Source organism: Kitasatospora sp. NPDC096140 (assembly GCF_040303045.1).
GTDB lineage: Bacteria > Actinomycetota > Actinomycetes > Streptomycetales > Streptomycetaceae > Kitasatospora.
In genome coordinates, this window is sequence record NZ_JBEOUW010000009.1 from 163,955 (window position 1) to 181,122 (window position 17,168).

Annotated in this window: 19 protein-coding genes; 3 read left to right on the top strand and 16 right to left on the bottom strand. The window is 72.3% G+C overall.

Features of this window, described 5'->3' with window-relative positions; genetic code table 11:
- Positions 1 to 56 precede the first annotated feature (56 nt).
- Genes carB through pyrR form a run of 6 tightly spaced genes read right to left on the bottom strand, consistent with a single transcriptional unit; the run spans position 57 to position 7,997 of the window.
- Entirely contained in the window at positions 57 to 3,365 is a 3,309-nt protein-coding gene (gene carB / locus ABT048_RS11900) for a carbamoyl-phosphate synthase large subunit (RefSeq protein ID WP_350521218.1), read from the bottom strand.
- A complete protein-coding gene (carA, locus tag ABT048_RS11905) occupies positions 3,358 to 4,515 on the bottom strand; it encodes a glutamine-hydrolyzing carbamoyl-phosphate synthase small subunit (protein ID WP_350521219.1) in 1,158 nt (385 codons plus the stop codon). The genes carB and carA overlap by 8 nt, the downstream gene beginning before the upstream one ends.
- Positions 4,512 to 5,078: a PH-like domain-containing protein gene (locus tag ABT048_RS11910; protein WP_350521220.1), complete on the bottom strand. Its 567-nt coding sequence runs from the start codon at positions 5,076 to 5,078 to the stop codon at positions 4,512 to 4,514. The genes carA and ABT048_RS11910 overlap by 4 nt, the downstream gene beginning before the upstream one ends.
- Positions 5,078 to 6,382 (bottom strand): dihydroorotase, encoded by a 1,305-nt coding sequence (locus ABT048_RS11915; RefSeq protein WP_350521221.1) that lies wholly within the window; start codon positions 6,380 to 6,382, stop codon positions 5,078 to 5,080. The genes ABT048_RS11910 and ABT048_RS11915 overlap by 1 nt, the downstream gene beginning before the upstream one ends.
- Positions 6,379 to 7,368, bottom strand: coding sequence for an aspartate carbamoyltransferase catalytic subunit (locus ABT048_RS11920; protein ID WP_350521222.1), 990 nt, complete (start codon positions 7,366 to 7,368; stop codon positions 6,379 to 6,381). Before ABT048_RS11920 ends, ABT048_RS11915 begins: the two co-directional genes overlap by 4 nt.
- Before the next feature lie 5 nt (positions 7,369 to 7,373).
- Positions 7,374 to 7,997 (bottom strand): bifunctional pyr operon transcriptional regulator/uracil phosphoribosyltransferase PyrR, encoded by a 624-nt coding sequence (gene pyrR / locus ABT048_RS11925; RefSeq protein WP_350521223.1) that lies wholly within the window; start codon positions 7,995 to 7,997, stop codon positions 7,374 to 7,376.
- Positions 7,998 to 8,327: 330 nt separating this feature from the next.
- Between pyrR and bldD the strand changes: the two genes are divergently transcribed.
- A complete protein-coding gene (bldD, locus tag ABT048_RS11930; protein ID WP_030056198.1) occupies positions 8,328 to 8,831 on the top strand; it encodes a transcriptional regulator BldD in 504 nt (167 codons plus the stop codon).
- A gap of 164 nt (positions 8,832 to 8,995) precedes the next feature.
- On the opposite strand, the gene ABT048_RS11935 is transcribed toward bldD, so the two are convergent.
- From ABT048_RS11935 to rpmB, 9 genes are all read right to left on the bottom strand, one after another.
- Positions 8,996 to 9,952, bottom strand: coding sequence for a DUF8829 domain-containing protein (locus ABT048_RS11935; protein WP_350521224.1), 957 nt, complete (start codon positions 9,950 to 9,952; stop codon positions 8,996 to 8,998).
- Positions 9,953 to 10,175: 223 nt separating this feature from the next.
- The gene (locus ABT048_RS11940) at positions 10,176 to 10,997 is read right to left on the bottom strand and encodes a thioesterase family protein (protein WP_350521225.1); all 822 of its coding nucleotides are present in this window, start codon (positions 10,995 to 10,997) and stop codon (positions 10,176 to 10,178) included.
- A gap of 245 nt (positions 10,998 to 11,242) precedes the next feature.
- Positions 11,243 to 11,680 carry a transcription antitermination factor NusB gene (nusB, locus tag ABT048_RS11945; protein WP_350521226.1) on the bottom strand — a complete coding sequence of 146 codons (438 nt, stop codon included), beginning with the start codon at positions 11,678 to 11,680 and terminating at the stop codon, positions 11,243 to 11,245.
- A gap of 4 nt (positions 11,681 to 11,684) precedes the next feature.
- The gene (efp, locus tag ABT048_RS11950) at positions 11,685 to 12,248 is read right to left on the bottom strand and encodes an elongation factor P (protein WP_350521227.1); all 564 of its coding nucleotides are present in this window, start codon (positions 12,246 to 12,248) and stop codon (positions 11,685 to 11,687) included.
- A 75-nt stretch (positions 12,249 to 12,323) separates the two neighbouring features.
- Positions 12,324 to 13,430: a M24 family metallopeptidase gene (locus tag ABT048_RS11955; protein WP_350521228.1), complete on the bottom strand. Its 1,107-nt coding sequence runs from the start codon at positions 13,428 to 13,430 to the stop codon at positions 12,324 to 12,326.
- A 295-nt stretch (positions 13,431 to 13,725) separates the two neighbouring features.
- Positions 13,726 to 13,899: a 50S ribosomal protein L32 gene (gene rpmF / locus ABT048_RS11960; protein WP_350521229.1), complete on the bottom strand. Its 174-nt coding sequence runs from the start codon at positions 13,897 to 13,899 to the stop codon at positions 13,726 to 13,728.
- 28 nt (positions 13,900 to 13,927) lie between these two features.
- Complete coding sequence (locus ABT048_RS11965) at positions 13,928 to 15,106, bottom strand: CobW family GTP-binding protein (RefSeq protein WP_350521230.1); 1,179 nt, start codon at positions 15,104 to 15,106, stop codon at positions 13,928 to 13,930.
- 5 nt (positions 15,107 to 15,111) lie between these two features.
- Positions 15,112 to 15,417: a 30S ribosomal protein S14 gene (gene rpsN, locus ABT048_RS11970; protein ID WP_350521231.1), complete on the bottom strand. Its 306-nt coding sequence runs from the start codon at positions 15,415 to 15,417 to the stop codon at positions 15,112 to 15,114.
- Positions 15,417 to 15,653, bottom strand: a complete 237-nt coding sequence (gene rpmB, locus ABT048_RS11975) for a 50S ribosomal protein L28 (RefSeq protein ID WP_350521232.1) — start codon at positions 15,651 to 15,653, stop codon at positions 15,417 to 15,419. Before rpmB ends, rpsN begins: the two co-directional genes overlap by 1 nt.
- Positions 15,654 to 15,792: 139 nt before the next feature.
- Between rpmB and rpmG the strand changes: the two genes are divergently transcribed.
- Positions 15,793 to 15,957, top strand: a complete 165-nt coding sequence (gene rpmG, locus ABT048_RS11980; protein ID WP_350521233.1) for a 50S ribosomal protein L33 — start codon at positions 15,793 to 15,795, stop codon at positions 15,955 to 15,957.
- A gap of 58 nt (positions 15,958 to 16,015) precedes the next feature.
- The gene (locus ABT048_RS11985) at positions 16,016 to 16,264 is read left to right on the top strand and encodes a type B 50S ribosomal protein L31 (RefSeq protein WP_350521234.1); all 249 of its coding nucleotides are present in this window, start codon (positions 16,016 to 16,018) and stop codon (positions 16,262 to 16,264) included.
- Positions 16,265 to 16,411: 147 nt separating this feature from the next.
- Here ABT048_RS11985 and ABT048_RS11990 read toward each other — a convergent pair whose 3' ends face one another.
- Positions 16,412 to 16,984 (bottom strand): helix-turn-helix domain-containing protein, encoded by a 573-nt coding sequence (locus tag ABT048_RS11990; RefSeq protein ID WP_350521235.1) that lies wholly within the window; start codon positions 16,982 to 16,984, stop codon positions 16,412 to 16,414.
- Between the last annotated feature and the right edge of the window lie 184 nt (positions 16,985 to 17,168).

The window sequence follows — 17,168 nt, forward strand, 5'->3', positions numbered from 1 at the left end:
GGGCATGGCAGTGGGGGGCACCCGACTCGCTTTCGGTGCCCCCCACTGCGGTGGTGCTACTTGCGGCCGGCGTTGATCAGCTCGGCGTGCTCCTGGAGCGACATGACCCCGACCTCGTCGCGCAGCAGCCGGTCGATGCCCTGGACGGCCGCGCCCATCGCCTGGACGGTGGTCAGGCAGGGCACCGCGCGGGCCACGGCCGCGGTGCGGATCTCGTAGCCGTCGAGGCGGCCGCCGGTGCCGTACGGCGTGTTGATGATGAGGTCGACCTCGCCGTCGTGGATCAGCTGGACGATGGTCTTCTCGCCGTTCGGGCCCTCGCCCTCGCTGTGCTTGCGCACCACGGTGGCGGGGATGCCGCCGCGCTGCAGCACCTCGGCGGTGCCGGCGGTGGCGAGCAGCTCGAAGCCGAGGCCGACCAGCGCCCGGGCCGGGAAGACCAGGTTGCGCTTGTCGCGGTTGGCGACCGAGACGAAGACCTTGCCCTTGGTCGGCAGCGCGCCGTAGGCGCCGGTCTGGGACTTGGCGTAGGCCGTGCCGAAGACCTTGTCGATGCCCATGACCTCACCGGTCGAGCGCATCTCCGGGCCGAGCACGGTGTCCACGCCGCGGCCGTGCACGTCGCGGAAGCGGCTCCACGGCATCACGGCCTCCTTGACCGCGATCGGCGCGTCGGCGGGCAGCGTGCCGCCGTCGCCCTCGGCCGGGAGCATGCCCTCGGCGCGCAGCTCGGCGATGGTGGCGCCGAGCGAGACCCGGGCGGCGGCCTTGGCCAGCGGCACGGCGGTCGCCTTGGAGGTGAACGGGACGGTCCGGGAGGCGCGCGGGTTGGCCTCCAGGACGTACAGGATGTCGCCGGAGAGGGCGAACTGGATGTTGATCAGACCGCGCACCCCGACGCCGCGTGCGATGGCCTCGGTGGAGGCGCGCAGGCGCTTGATGTCGTGGCCGCCGAGGGTGATCGGGGGCAGCGCGCAGGCGGAGTCGCCGGAGTGGATGCCGGCCTCCTCGATGTGCTCCATGACGCCGCCGAGGTAGAGCTCGGTGCCGTCGTAGAGCGCGTCGACGTCGATCTCCACCGCGTCGTCGAGGAAGCGGTCGATGAGCACCGGGTGCTCGGAGATCAGACCGGCGTGCCGCTCCAGGTAGGAGGCGAGCGAGGCCTCGTCGTAGACGATCTCCATGCCGCGGCCGCCGAGCACGTAGGACGGGCGGGCGAGGACCGGGTAGCCGATCTCGTCCGCGATCGCCTTGGCCTCCTCGAAGGAGAAGGCGGTGCCGTGCTTGGGCGCGGGCAGGCCGGCGTCGCGCAGGACGCGGCCGAAGGCGCCGCGCTCCTCGGCGAGGTCGATCGCCTCGGGCTGGGTGCCGACGATCGGCACGCCGTTGTCCTTGAGCGCCTGGGCCAGGCCGAGCGGGGTCTGGCCGCCGAGCTGGACGATCACGCCGGCCAGCGGTCCGGCCTGCTGCTCGGCGTGGACGATCTCCAGCACGTCCTCCAGGGTGAGCGGCTCGAAGTAGAGCCGGTCGGAGGTGTCGTAGTCGGTGGAGACGGTCTCCGGGTTGCAGTTGACCATGACGGTCTCGTACCCGGCCTCGGCGAGCGCGAAGGAGGCGTGCACGCAGGAGTAGTCGAACTCGATGCCCTGGCCGATGCGGTTCGGGCCGGAGCCCAGGATGATCACGGCGGGCTTGGAGCGCGGGGCGACCTCGTTCTCCTCGTCGTAGGACGAGTAGAAGTACGGGGTCTTGGCGGCGAACTCGGCGGCGCAGGTGTCGACGGTCTTGAACACCGGGCGGATGCCGAGGGCGTGGCGCACCTCGCGGACGACGTCCGGCTTCAGGCCGCGGATCTCGCCGATCTGCGTGTCGGAGAAGCCGTGCCGCTTGGCGTGGCGCAGCAGGTCGGGGGTCAGCTCGGCGGCCGCGGCCAGCTCGCCGGCGATCTCGTCCAGCAGGAAGAGCTGGTCGACGAACCACGGGTCGATCTTGGTGGCCTCGAACACCTCCTCCGGGGTGGCGCCGGCCCGGATCGCCTGCATCACGGTGTTGATCCGGCCGTCGGTCGGCACGACCGCCTTGGCCAGCAGCTCGGTCTTGTCGCCGACCGGGCCGATCCAGGAGAACTGGGAGCCCTTCTTCTCCAGCGAGCGCAGCGCCTTCTGCAGCGCCTCGGGGAAGTTGCGGCCCAGCGCCATGGCCTCGCCGACCGACTTCATGGTGGTGGTCAGCGTGGCGTCGGCGCTCGGGAACTTCTCGAACGCGAACCGCGGCACCTTGACCACGACGTAGTCGAGGGTCGGCTCGAAGGAGGCCGGGGTCTCCTCGGTGATGTCGTTGGGGATCTCGTCCAGGGTGTAGCCGACGGCCAGCTTGGCGGCGATCTTGGCGATCGGGAAGCCGGTGGCCTTGGAGGCGAGCGCCGAGGAGCGGGACACGCGCGGGTTCATCTCGATGACGATGACCCGGCCGTCCTCGGGGTTCACCGCGAACTGGATGTTGCAGCCGCCGGTGTCGACGCCGACCTCGCGGATGACGGCGATGCCGATGTCGCGCAGGATCTGGTACTCGCGGTCGGTGAGGGTCATCGCCGGGGCGACGGTGATCGAGTCACCGGTGTGCACGCCCATCGGGTCGAAGTTCTCGATGGAGCAGACGACCACGACGTTGTCGTGCTTGTCGCGCATCAGCTCCAGCTCGTACTCCTTCCAGCCGAGGATGGACTCCTCCAGGAGCACCTCGGTGGTCGGCGAGAGGGTCAGACCCTGGCCGGCGATGCGGCGCAGGTCCTCCTCGTTGTGGGCGAAGCCGGAGCCGGCGCCGCCCATGGTGAAGGAGGGACGGACCACGACCGGGTAGCCGCCGAGCGTGTCGACGCCGGCCAGCACCTCGTCCATGGTGTGGCAGATGACCGAGCGGGCGGACTCGCCGTAGCCGATCTTGGCGTTGACGGCCTCGACGACGCCCTTGAAGAGGTCGCGGTCCTCGCCCTTGTTGATCGCCTCGACGTCCGCGCCGATCAGCTCGACGCCGTACTTCTCCAGCGTGCCGGCCGCGTGCAGCGAGATCGCGGTGTTGAGCGCGGTCTGCCCGCCCAGGGTGGGCAGCAGCGCGTCGGGGCGCTCCTTGGCGATGATCTTCTCGACGAACTCCGGGGTGATCGGCTCGACGTAGGTGGCGTCGGCGATCTCCGGGTCGGTCATGATCGTGGCCGGGTTGGAGTTGACCAGCACGACCCGCAGGCCCTCGGCCTTGAGGACCCGGCAGGCCTGCGTACCCGAGTAGTCGAACTCGGCGGCCTGACCGATCACGATCGGGCCGGAGCCGATCACCAGGACGGACTTGATGTCAGTGCGCTTAGGCACGCTGGCCCTCCATGAGCTTCACGAAACGGTCGAAGAGGTAGGCCGCGTCGTGCGGGCCGGCAGCAGCTTCGGGGTGGTACTGCACGCTGAAGGCGGGGACGTCGAGCGCCTGCAGGCCCTCGACCACGTCGTCGTTCAGGCAGACGTGGGAGACCTCGACCCGCCCGTACGGGGTGTCGCTCGCCTTGTCCAGCGGGGCGTTCACGGCGAAGCCGTGGTTGTGGGCGGTCACCTCGACCTTGCCGGTGGTGCGGTCCTGCACCGGCTGGTTGATGCCGCGGTGGCCGTACTTGAGCTTGTAGGTGCCGAAGCCCAGGGCGCGGCCGAGGATCTGGTTGCCGAAGCAGATCCCGAAGAACGGGGTCTTGCGCTCCAGCACGCCCTGCGCCACGGCGACCTGGTGGTCGGCGGTGGCCGGGTCACCCGGGCCGTTGGAGAAGAACACGCCGTCCGGCTGGACCGCGTAGAGGTCCTCCAGGGTGGAGTTGGCCGGCAGCACGTGCACCTCGATGCCGCGCTCGGCCATCCGCTGCGGGGTCATCCCCTTGATGCCGAGGTCCAGCGCGGCGACGGTGAACTTCTTCTCGCCGATCGCGGGGACGACGTACGCCTCGGTGGTGGCCACCTCGGCGCACAGGTCGGCGCCCTTCATCTCGGGCGACTGCTGCACCCGGGCGAGCAGGGCGGCCGGGTCGGCCAGCGCCTCGCCGGAGAAGATGCCGCAGCGCATCGCGCCGCGCTCGCGCAGGTGGCGGGTCAGCGCGCGGGTGTCGATGCCGCTGATGCCGACGATGCCCTGGTCGACCAGCTCCTCGTCGAGCGACCGGCGCGAGCGCCAGTTGGAGGCGACGCGGGCGGGGTCGCGCACGACGTAGCCGGCGACCCAGATCCGCGCGGACTCGTCGTCCTCGTCGTTCCAGCCGGTGTTGCCGATCTGCGGGGCGGTCATCACGACCACCTGGCGGTGGTACGACGGGTCGGTCAGGGTCTCCTGGTAGCCGGACATGCCGGTGTTGAAGACCGCCTCGCCGAAGGTCTCGCCGATCGCGCCGTAGGCCTGGCCGCGGAACGTCCGGCCGTCCTCCAGGACGAGCACGGCGGGGACGCGTTCCCGCCGTTGGCGCTGCGTGGTGGGGGCAGGTGCGGTCATTGCGCGGCCTCTTCCGTCTTCTTCGTCTGCGTACGTGTGGCAAGGTGAGCGATCGCCTCGACCCAGGCGGCGTGCTCGTCGGGGTGGTCGGCCCGGAAGCCGGAGTCCAGCTCGGAGCCCTCGTGCGTCCAGGTGACGACGAGCAGCCCGGACGGGACGACCTTGCCGGCGATCCCGGAGTCCGTGCGGGCGCCGGTCAGGTGCGCGGCCGGGATCCACAGGTCGACGTCACCGGGACGCCGGACCAGCAGGCCGTCCTCGCCGAGGGTGAGGTCGGCCCGGCTGCGGGTGCCCAGGCCGTGCGCGACGACCCGGTCGAGCCAGTTCCCGGCGGTGGTCGTGCCGTGGTACCGGCCGCTGGTCTCCAGGATGGTGCGCCCGGCGCCGTCCGGCACGGCGGGCAGCGGCGGGATGCCGGACTGCAGGGTGCGCCGCCAGTTCCAGCCCTGGCGCATCAGCCAGTAGACGAGGCCGATCAGGATCAGCAGGCCGACGGACCAGCCGATGTACCCGGGCCAGTTGGTGACCTTCGCCTGCTCCTTGGCGAGCGTGGCGTAGTCCATCACTGCGCGCCGTCCTGCTCGGCGAGCTCGCCGGCCAGCACGGTGGCGCGGCCGCGCAGGAAGGTGGCGTGCACCCGTCCGGGCAGGTCCAGGCCCTTGTAGGGGGTGTTGCGGCTGCGGGTGGCGAAGCTGTCCGGGTTCACGGCACCACGGTACGCGGGATCGAACAGCACCAGGTTGGCGGGCTCACCCACCGAGATCGGCCGGCCGTGTCCGGTGAGACGGCCGATCCGGGCCGGGCGGCGCGACATCCGGTCGGCGACGCCCTCCCAGTTCAGCAGGCCGGTCTCGACCATGGTCTGCTGGACGACCGACAGCGCGGTCTCCAGGCCGACCATGCCCATCGCGGCGACGGCCCACTCGCAGTCCTTGTCCTCGTCCGGGTGCGGCGCGTGGTCGGTGGCGACGGCGTCGATGGTGCCGTCGGCGAGCGCCTTGCGCAGCGCCTGGACGTCCTCGGCGGTGCGCAGCGGCGGGTTCACCTTGTACACCGGGTCGTAGGAGCGGACCAGCTCGTCGGTGAGCAGCAGGTGGTGCGGGGTCACCTCGGCGGTGACGTCCCAGCCCTTGGCCTTGGCCCAGCGGATGATCTCGACCGAGCCGGCCGTGGAGACGTGGCAGACGTGCAGCCGGGAGCCGACGTGCGCGGCGAGCAGCACGTCGCGGGCGATGATCGACTCCTCGGCGACGGCCGGCCAGCCGCCGAGCCCGAGCTCGCCGGAGACCTGGCCCTCGTTCATCTGTGCGCCCTCGGTGAGCCGCGGCTCCTGGGCGTGCTGGGCCACGACGCCGTCGAAGGCCTTGACGTACTCCAGGGCGCGGCGCATCAGCACCGCGTCGTCGACGCACTTGCCGTCGTCGGAGAAGACCCGGACGTCCGCGGCGGACTCGTGCATCGCGCCGAGCTCGGCGAGCTTCTTGCCCTCCAGGCCGACGGTGACGGCGCCGACTGGGCGGACGTCGCAGTAGCCGGCTTCCTGGCCGAGGCGCCAGACCTGCTCGACCACGCCGGCGGTGTCGGCCACCGGGGTGGTGTTGGCCATCGCGTGCACGGCGGTGAAGCCGCCCATCGCGGCGGCCTGGGTGCCGGTGAGCACGGTCTCGGCGTCCTCGCGGCCGGGCTCGCGCAGGTGGGTGTGCAGGTCGACCAGGCCGGGGAGCGCGATCAGCCCGGTGGCGTCGATCTCGATGTCCGCCTCGGCCGTCAGGCCGGTGCCGATCTCCTTGATCACACCGTCGGCGAGGAGGAGGTCCTGCGGGGCGCCGCCGAGGATCTTGGCGTTGCGGATCAGGTAGGTGGTCACTGAGCGGTCTCCACGGTCTCGGTGCGGGGGGCGTCGGCGGGGGCGTCGGCGGGGGTGGCTCCGCCGAGCAGCAGGTAGAGCACGGCCATCCGGACGGAGACGCCGTTGGCGACCTGCTCGACCGCGGTGCAGCGCGGCGAGTCGGCGACCTCGGCGGTGATCTCCATGCCGCGGACCATCGGGCCGGGGTGCATCACGATCGCGTGTTCCGGCAGCCGGGACAGCCGCAGGCCGTTCATGCCGTAGCGGCGGCTGTACTCGCGCTCGGTCGGGAAGAACGCCGCGTTCATCCGCTCGCGCTGCACCCGCAGCATCATCAGCGCGTCCGTCTTGGGGAGCACGCTGTCCAGGTCGTAGCTGATCTCGCAGGGCCAGTTCTCGATGCCGATCGGCAGCAGCGTCGGCGGCGCGACGAAGGTGACCTGGGCACCGAGGGTGTTCAGCAGGTGGACGTTGGAGCGGGCGACCCGGCTGTGCAGGACGTCACCGACGATCGTCACCCGGCGGCCGGCCAGGTCGTGGCCCGAGCCGGGGTTGAGGTGGCGACGCATCGTGAAGGCGTCGAGCAGCGCCTGGGTGGGGTGCTCGTGGGTGCCGTCACCGGCGTTGATCACACTGCCGTGCAGCCAGTCGGACTGGGCCAGCCGGGCGGGCGCGCCCGAGGCGTGGTGGCGGATGACCACCGCGTCGGCGCCCATGGCCTGCAGGGTCAGCGCGGTGTCCTTGAGGCTCTCGCCCTTGGAGACCGAGGAGCCCTTGGCGGAGAAGTTGATGACGTCGGCCGAGAGGCGCTTCTCGGCGACCTCGAAGGAGGTCTTCGTCCGGGTGGAGTCCTCGAAGAAGAGGTTGACGACGGTGCGGCCGCGCAGCGTGGGCAGCTTCTTGACGGCCCGGCCGGAGAGCTGGGCCAGCTCCTCGGCGGTGTCCAGGATCAGCAGCGCGTCGTCGCGGCTGAGATCGGCGGCGGAGACGAGGTGGCGCTTCACGCGGGTTACTCCGGGAGGTGCGGTTCGGTGGGCTTGGCTGCCATGGCCTGCGAGGAGCGCTGGGCGAAGTCGCGGTCGCCGACCAGGACGGCGTCCACGCCGTCGCTGTCGGAGAGGCGCACCTGCACGGCCTCGCGCAGCGAGGTGGGGAGGTTCTTGCCCACGTAGTCCGCGCGGATCGGCAGCTCGCGGTGGCCCCGGTCGACCAGGACGGCGAGCTGGACGGCGCGGGGCCGGCCGATGTCGTTCAGGGCGTCGAGCGCGGCGCGGATGGTGCGGCCGGAGAAGAGCACGTCGTCGACCAGCACGACGAGCTTGCCGTCGATGCCGCCGGACGGGATCTCGGTGTGCTCCAGGGCGCGGGCGGGCTTCAGCCTCAGGTCGTCCCGGTACATGGTGATGTCCAGGGTGCCCAGCGGGATGTCGCGCCCGGTGATCTGGGCCAGCCGGCCGTGCAGGCGGCGGGCGAGGTGGACGCCCCTGGTGTGGATGCCGAGCAGCACGACGTCCTCCGCGCCCTTGGCGCGCTCGACGATCTCGTGCGCTATCCGGGTGATGACCCGGGCGATGTCCGTACCGTCCAGCACCTGGTGCGGCGGTCGCGGCGTCGAATCCTGGTATGCGGTCATGCCGAAGCGGACCTCCTTCCCCGCCTCACTGGACGGGCCTTAAAGGATGTCTGGGATCGCCCCCGCCGGACCGGCGTGGGCTTCGGGTCATCGTAGCAGCGCCCCGGACGGCAAACAGAAGTCCATCATTCCGCTTCCCGTGGTTTACACCCCGGACGCGCCGACGATGCGGGCCATTCGCACGACTGCCCCATTCGGCTTGACGCAACTACCTTACTCTACGTAACCTCACAGTGAGTTACGAGACGGACGTCGAACCCACCGGTAACGGCGTCGGCAATCGCCCGTGACCCACCACTGAACGCGAAGCAATCTCGTCCGGGGAGATCAATGTCCAGCGACTACGCGAAGCAACTCGGAGGCAAGCTCCGAGCGATCCGCACTCAGCAGGGTCTCTCCCTGCACGGTGTCGAGGAGAAGTCCCAGGGGCGCTGGAAGGCAGTCGTCGTAGGCTCGTACGAGCGCGGTGACCGTGCGGTCACCGTGCAGCGGCTGGCCGAGCTGGCGGAGTTCTACGGCGTCCCGGTGCAGGAGCTGCTGCCCGGCGGCACCCCCGGTGGCGCGGCCGAGCCGCCGCCGCGGCTGGTCCTCGACCTGGAGAGACTGACCCAGGTCCCTTCCGAGAAGGCCGGTCCGCTGCAGCGCTACGCGGCGACCATCCAGAGCCAGCGCGGTGACTACAACGGCAAGGTGCTGTCGATCCGCCAGGACGACCTGCGCACCCTGGCGGTCATCTACGACCAGTCGCCGTCGATCCTCACCGAGCAGCTCATCTCGTGGGGCGTGCTGAACCCCGATGCGCGCCGCGCGGTGCGCGAGGAGGACGCGAGCTGAGGCTCACCGCACCGGCTCCCGCCAGCGGATCCCTTGCAGTTCCCAGCACTCGTTTCACCAGTGCTGACAAGCAGAAACGTCACGGCGCGGCACCCCGAAACGGGGCCGCGCCGCGGCGTTCGCCCGCACCGCCGCAGGCCTCGGGGCACCGGGGCACCGGGGCCTCAGCAGACGGTGCCCAGGCTGTAGCCGGGCCGCGCCGCCACCCCGTCCAGCCGGACCGGCCGGTCCGCCGGCGCCCAGTCCTGGCCCCCGCTCGACCACGCCCAGGACGCCGGCAGGTACTCCCCGCAGGAGGCCGCCGAGCCCTGCGAACCGTGCAGCACCGCGACGCCCGGCAGCTCCAGGGCCAGCCCGGCGCACAGCACCGCGCAGACCAGCTCCAGGTCCTCGTCGTTGACCCGCACCACGCCGTCCTCCCACTGCAGCACCCGCGCCGCCGCGGTCAGGGCCCCGCCGGGAGCGTCCACCCGCAGGCGCAGCTCGTACACACCGGCGCCCGCGCCGACCAGCATCCGGCGGAACACCTCGCCCCCGCGCCGGTAGGCGGCGCGCACCCAGTCGGCGTGCCCGTCGTCCGGCTCGCCCGCACCCCCGTACAGCCCGCCGTCGAGCAGCAGGTCGGCGTGGCTGAGCGTCAGCCCGTTCTCCCGGGCCCGGACGAGGCGCGGCACGAAGTCCCCGGCCAGCTCCTCGCCCTGATAGGCCAGCAGCTGGGTCTGCAGCGGCGGGTTGACCAGGTAGCGGTCACGGGCGGTGGGTGCGGCCGGGTCCAGGCCGTGGAGCAGGCAGAACTCCTCGAAGTCCTGCGGGTGGAACATCCGGGCCCGGACGGTCTCGAAGCGCTCCAGCGCGTCGGCCAGCAGCTCGGCGGTGTCGGCCAGGTAGCGCTCGAAGTCGGGGGCGTCGGAGATCCCCCAGGCGCGGGCCCGCGCGAAGTCCGCGGCGTCGGTCAGCACGCCGATGACGAACGCCTGGTCGGCACCCCCGGCCGGCGCCCCGGCCCCCTCGGCCCGCTCGCCGCCCTCGGCCCGCGGCGGCCGGTGCGAGGCCCGGACCGCGGGCCGAGGACCGCCGGCGGTGCAGTCGGAGTTGCGACGGGCGCGACCGTTCCGGCTCATGCGCCCACCTCGCCGCGCTCGGCGAGGGCGGTCGCCCGGGCACGCCTCTCGACAGTTCGCTCGCTTCGCTCGCTCACGGGTGGCTCCTGGCATCGGCGGTGACGGTCGGCGGCGGGCTCGCCGCTGACCGCCTTCCTCCCCACCCCCCGCGCGTCGCACACGTACGGCGTGTCACAGGAATGTAACCACGGGTAATAGCACCGGCGCCGCGCCCGTGCCGGACCTACCGGGGCACCCGGGCCAGCTGGCGGGACTGCGCGACCAGGCGGCCGGACTCGTCCCAGACCTCGGCGTCCTCCTCGAAGTACCCGCCGGCCAGGTTGCGGGTCGCGTGGGTGACGCGCAGCCAGCCCGGGACGGGCTTGGCGCGCAGGTGGACGGTCAGCTCGACGGTCGGGGCCCAGCCCGGCATGCCGAGGTCGAAGGTGACCGGCGGCAGCGCGTCGGCGACCAGCAGGAGCAGCAGCGGGTCGGGCTCGCGGCCGTCGGCGAGCCGGAACCAGCCCTGGATCCGCCCGTTGCCGGAGGGCTGCCCGAGCGCCCAGCCGACGGTGGCCGGGTCCAGCCGGAGGTCGAAGCGCTCCAGCAGGGCGGCCTGGGCGATCAGCTCCTTGGGCGCGTGCTCCACGCCGATGCACTGCTCCGGCGGCGGCAGCTGCGGCGGCTGCGCGCTGGTGCGCACCTCGCCGTCGGCGGTGGAGAGGTCGCCGTGGCTGGCCACCACGCGCAGCCGCTCGACGCCGTCCTGGCTGAGCGAGGCGGTGCCGGTGGAGAGCCCGCGGCCGGAGCGCAGCACCTCGGTGCGGACGGTGGCCGGGCCGGGGGTGGAGGCGGACAGGTAGTAACCACTGATCGACACCGGGTCCGGGTGCGTGCCGTGCTCCAGCGACAGCGCGTGTCCGGCCACGGCGAGCAGCAGCCCGCCGTTCACCCCGCCGCCGATCTGCCAGCCCTCGCCCAGCTCGGCCTCGTAGCGGCCGGCCTCCTCGGCGTGTCTGGTCAGGGCGATGCCCTGGTCGAACTCGCTGCGGATCGCGGTGGTCATGTGGGGGACCTGCCCTTCGCACGGGGTTCCGAACACCAAGTTACTGATGAGTAGGAACTCACCTTACGCCGCCCGGGTGAAACGCGCGACGGCCGGGAACAGCGAAGACTCGGAGAACGCCGGACGAACCGGGAACGCCGGACGCGACCGGGCCGGACGGGACCGGGATCGCCGAACGCGGCCGGGAACGCCGACGGCCGCCGGACCCGCGTTCGGGTCCGACGGCCGTCGGAAGGGCGTGGCCGTTACCGGCGGATGCTCGGCTTCAGCTCCAGGAAGCGGGCGAGCAGACCGTTGACGAAGGCCGGGGAGTCGTCCGTGGAGAACTCCTTGGCGATCTCGACGGCCTCGTCCAGGACGACCGCGTCCGGGACGCCGTCCTCCCAGATCAGCTCGTACGCACCAAGTCGCAGGACGTTGCGGTCCACGATCGGCATCCGGTCGAGCGTCCAGCCCACCGCGTACTGCGAGATCAGGTCGTCGATGCGACGGGCGTGCTGGACGTACCCCTCGATCAGCTCCATGGTGTACTCACCGACCTGCGGGGTGCCCTCGTCGGGCTTGGGGTCGCGGGCGCGGGCCACCCAGTCGGCGAGGACCTGCTGCGGGTCGACCCCGCGGTGGTCGGCCTCGAAGAGGATCTGGAAGGCCCGGGTGCGGGCCTTGCTGCGTGCGGCCGACACGGACTTACTTCACCCGGCCGAGGTAGCTGCCGTCGCGGGTGTCGACCTTGACCTTCTCGCCGGTGACGACGAAGAGCGGGACCTGGATCTCGGCACCGGTCTCCAGGGTGGCCGGCTTGGTGCCACCGGTGGAGCGGTCGCCCTGGACGCCCGGCTCGGTGTGCGAGATGACCAGCTCGACGGAGGTCGGGAGCTCGATGTAGAGGACGGCGCCCTCGTTGGTCGCGACCAGGGCCTCGAAGCCCTCCAGCAGGTAGTTGGCCGCGTCACCGACGACGGACGGCTCGACCGTGATCTGGTCGTAGGTGTCCATGTCCATGAACACGAAGTTCTCGCCGTCCTTGTACGAGAACTGCATGCCGCGCTTGTCGACGTTGGCGGTCTCGACCTTGGTGCCGGCGTTGAAGGTCTTGTCGACGACCTTGCCCGTCAGGACCTCCTTGAGCTTGGTACGCACGAAGGCCGGGCCCTTGCCGGGCTTGACGTGCTGGAACTCGACGACGGACCAGAGCTTGCCGCCATCAAGCTTGAGGACCATGCCGTTCTTGAGATCGTTCGTGGAAGCCACGGGCGCACTTACTCCTGGATATAGCTGTCAAGGAACCAAGGTTTGCGTCCTGCCGCCGACGGCCGTGGGCCGCGGTCACAGGGCGAGGAGCTCCTTGGTGGTGATGGTGAGCAGCTCGGGCCCGCCCTCTTCGAGGGGGCGCACGACGAGCGTGTCCTCGATCCGGACACCGCCCTTGCCCGGGAGGTGGACCCCCGGACCGACGGTGACCGGTACGCGGCTGTCCAGTTTACCCATGTCCGACGGGCCGAGGCGCGGCGCCTCCCGGATCTCCAGTCCGATGCCGTGACCCACCGGATGCGGCGAGGTCTCCGTGTGGCCCGCCGCCTCCAGGACCTGCCGGGCGGCCCGGTCGGGTACGCACTGCTCGACACCCGGGCCGAGCGCCTCCCGGCCCGCCCGCTGGGCCCGGAAGACCAGCCGGTGCAGCTCCACCTGCCAGGGCGCCGGAGCAGCGCCGATCACGAAGGTGCGGGCGGTGGAGATGCGGTAGCCGCGGTACTGGGCGCCCATCACCACGGTCAGGAAGTCGCCCTCCTCCACCCGGCGGTCGGTCGGCTGGTGGGCGGCCTGGCCGGAGTGGCTGCCGGTACCGACCGACACCGGGAAGGCGGCCCGGTCGGCGCCGTGGTCGATCATCCGGCGCTCCAGCTCCATGGCCAGGTGCCGCTCGGTGCGCCCGACCAGGATCGACTCCAGCAGCTCGCCGAGCGCCTGGTCGGCGATCTCGGCGGCGATCCGCAGGTCGGCGATCTCGTGCTCGTCCTTGACCACCCGCAGCCGCTCGACCAACTGCCCCAGGTCGACCAGCCGGGCCCGTTCCACCCGGCCCGCCACCGCCCGGTGCCGGCTGACGGTCAGGTCGTGCTCCTCCACCGCCAGCCCCGCCACCCCGAAGCTCGCCGCCGTGGCCGCGGCGGCCAGCGCGGTGTCCGTCCCGGCCGCCACCGGCAGCTGGGTCACGTCCGCGGCGATCAGGTGCTCCCCCGTGTCGTCCGGCGGCACGTCGTCCGGCAGCGCGAGCAGCGCCCGCTCCCTGGTCAGCAGCAGTGTCGCCCCGCAGGGCGCGCAGCCCGTCAGATACCGCACGTTCGCCGCCCGGGTGATCAGCGCCGCATCGGCCCCGGCCGCACTGCAGTGCTCCCTCACCCGCTCCCGCCGCCCCGCGTACGCATCCGCCATGCGTCGAGCCTACGAACCCCCGGCCCGAACCGCCCGCCGAGCACCCCCGACAGGACCCCGGGGTGCCTCCCCGCGCCCGCCCGCGCCCCCGTACCACCGGCTGGTTCCCGCGACCGGTTCCCACCGACCGGTTCCGGCGACCGGTACCGGCCGAAGGGTTCCCGCCACCGCCCGGGCCGGGCGGGGCCACCGGGTGGCCGGGGCGCCGCCACTGGCCGCTCCCCCGGGGGGGGACGCGGGCGGCGCCGCCGGGGGCCCACACCCCCCGACGGCGCCCACCCCGGACCGGGCCGCGCTACGCCCCGTCCGGGCCGATCAACCCGCGCCGGTAAGCGGGAACCAGGTTCTGCGGCACGAGCAGCTCCCGGCCGTCGACCGTGATCGGGACCAGCCGCGGAGCCGTCGCCTTCCAGCGGGCGCGGCGGTGGCGGGTGTTGCTGCGGGAGGTCCTGCGCTTGGGTACGGCCATCGGGGTCTCCTAGTCCTTTCGGCGGACGTCAGTGGACGGGGGCGAGCAGGTCCCGGAAGGCATCGGGCAGGGCCTTCCAGCCCCCTTCGCCGGCGGCGAGTTCGGTGTCGGTGAGCAGGCAGGAGTCGAGCAGGGCGGTGATGCCGTCGGCGTCCAGTCCCTCCGCGGTGAAGCTGAGCTGCTGGACCCGGTCACCGTGCAGCGGGTGCCAGTCGAGGGCGGCGGCCGCCCGGCGCGCGGGCGGGTAGAGGTCCCAGGCCGCGTCGGGGAGGGCGGTGAGCCAGGGCCCGCACTCCTCGACCGCGAGCTTGGCCCCCGCCGCGTCCCAGGCCAGCAGCAGGTCGGGCCGGTTGGCCAGCCAGAAGCGGCCGCGGCTGCGCTGCGCCGCCGGGACGAGCAGTTCCAGCGCCTCGTGCAGCCGCCCCGGGTGCAGCGGTCGGCGGCGTTCCCACACCAGGGTGGTGACACCCGCCTCGTCCCGCTGCTGCGGCAGCAGCGCGATCGCCGGATTGACCCGGTCGCGGGCGGCGGCGACGTCGAACCCGCCGAGCGCGGCCCGGGTGAGGGTGCCGGTGCCGAGCCGGACGACCCTGGCCGTGGCGTGGAGCTGACGCAGCAGCGCGAGCCCCGGCGCGTGCGCCGTGGCGCGCGGGACGGCGAGGGTGGTGGCGTACTCGATCTGATGGGCGAGCGCCTCCGCGCGGGTCCGCTCGTCCCGCCCGGCGGTGTGCTCGCCGTGGTCCACCAGGTCGTCGGGGACGGACAGTTCGCCGATCAGGCGGTCCGGGTCGACCGCGGTGACCACGCCCGCGAGCTCGACGACGTCCGCGAGCTGCCGGCCGTCCGACTCCCCTCCGGCGATCACCTCCACGGCCGGGTGCGGGTCGCTGCCGCCCCACAGTTCGACGATCGCGAGCCCGTGGCGGCCCTCGTCGGCGATCTCCAGCAGCCGGGGCAGGAGGTCCTCGCGCAGGGCGCAGCACGGGCAGTCGTTCGTCAGCGGTACGTCGTCCACGTCGAACGCCCCTCCGGCGTCCTGCAGTTCGCGGTGGACGAGGCCGAGCGAGGCGTCCCGCAGATCGTGCCGAAGCACCACCGCGTCCACCGCGGCGGCGGCCAGTTCCCCGACGGCGGCGCGGCGTTCGTCGGCGTGCAGACCGGCGACGACGACCACCGGCAGCTTGATCCCGTCCGGGTCGGCCGTCATGCCGCTCACCAGCTGGCCTTGCGGACGCCCGGCAGGTGACCGGCGTGGGCGTGCGTGCGGAGGTTGACCCGGGAGAGGCCGAAGGCGCGCAGGTAGCCGCGGGGGCGGCCGTCCACGGCGTCGCGGTTGCGGATCCGGGTGGCACTGGCGTCGCGCGGCTGGCGGGCGAGTTCGGTCTGCGCGGCGGCGCGCTCGGCGGGGTCGGTGCCGGGTCGGGCGATGATCCGCTTCAGTTCGGCCCGGCGCTCTGCGTAGCGGGCGACGACGGCGCGTCGCCGTTCGTTCTTGGCGATCTTGCTCTGCTTGGCCATCAGACCTTCTCCCCCCGGGCCCGGATGCGGGCGACGGCGGCCTCGATGCCGATCGCGTCGACGGTGCGGATGCCCTTGGCGCTCAGCACGAGCCGGACGTACCGGCCCTCGCTGGGCAGCCAGTAGCGCTTGCGCTGGATGTTGGGGTCGAAGCGGCGGGGGGTGCGGCGGTGCGAGTGCGAGATCGCGTTGCCGAAGCCGGGCCGGCGGCCGGCGAGTTGGCAGTGGGCAGACATGGGTGCTTCTTGCTCCCTGGCGTCCGGGAATGGGCAGGACGGAGCTCACGTTACACCAGATGAAAATGACATCCATTTCGGTGTACGGTTTCGGCCCGGCACCCCGGACACCCGCACCACGACCCCAGGAGGACGCCCCGTGGCCCGCAGCGAACTGCGTCCCGTCATCAAGCTCCGTTCCACCGCCGGCACCGGCTTCACGTACGTGAGCCGCAAGAACCGCCGCAACGACCCGGACCGGATGGTCCTGCGCAAGTACGACCCGGTCGCGGGCCGGCACGTCGACTTCCGCGAGGAGCGCTGAGCACCCCCGCACCCAGCCCCGAACCCGAATCCGACCGACCCCCAGGAGGAACCCCGCCATGAAGCCCGGAATCCACCCCGCCTACCGCCCGGTCGTCTTCCGCGACAAGGTCGGCGGCCTCGCCTTCCTGACCCGGTCTACGGTCACCGGCGACCGCACCGTCGTCTGGGAGGACGGCAACACCTACCCCGTGATCGACGTCGAGATCTCCTCGGCGAGCCACCCCTTCTACACCGGCCAGTCCCGCGTGCTCGACACCGCGGGGCGGGTCGAGCGCTTCCGCCAGCGGTACGGCGACCGACACTGACGGCGACCGGCACCCGCGACCGAAGGCAGTCGGCGCCCGCCACTGAGGGCGGTCGACACCGAGAACGCCGCAACGGCGCCTCCCCGGGTGGGGAGGCGCCGTTGCGGCATACGAGCAAGGGGGCCGCAACCGGGGCGGCGCCGGGGATCAGCGCGGCGGCGGTACCGAGACCACCATGGTCAGCGCCAGCGTCCGCTCCCCCGCATTGCGGTAGACGTGCGGGTACGAGGCGTCGAAGGAGACCGTGCCGCCGACCGGCACCGGGTGCTCGCGCTCGTCGTGCACCAGGGTCAGCTCGCCCTCGTCGACCCGGACGATCTCCACCGTCCCGGCCGGGTGCGGCTCCGAGGAGTACTCCTCGCCCGGCTCCATCCGCCAGCTCCACAGCTCCAGCGGGCCGGGCGCCTCGATCCCGTGCAGCAGGGTGCCGGTACCGCCGGACGGCCCGGCCCACAGCGGCACGGCCTGGTCGGCCGGCACGATCCGGACGTCCGGACCCTTCTCGTAGTCGAGCATCGTGGCGACCGAGACGCCCAGCGCGTCGCCGAGCCGGACGACGGTGGCCACGCTCGGGTTGGTACGGCCCTGCTCGATCTGGACGATCATGCCGCGGCTCACCCCGGAGCGGGCGGCGAGGGCGTCCAGGGTGTGACCGCGCTCGGTGCGCAGCCGCTTGAGGTTCCGGGCGAGAGCCCGGGAGACGAGGTCGGGGTCCGGCACGCGGTCAGTCCTCCGGTGTGTCCACTGGTCGAAACAGTACGAAATAGTGTTCGGCAAGTTCAGTTTGTTGCACTACGCTGCCAAACCTCGGCAACGAGTCCATCCGACTGTACTTCGGAGTGCATTGTGCTGTCCTTGAGTCCCTCCGTGCCCGGCGGGCCCACCGCCCCGGGCAGCCCCCTGC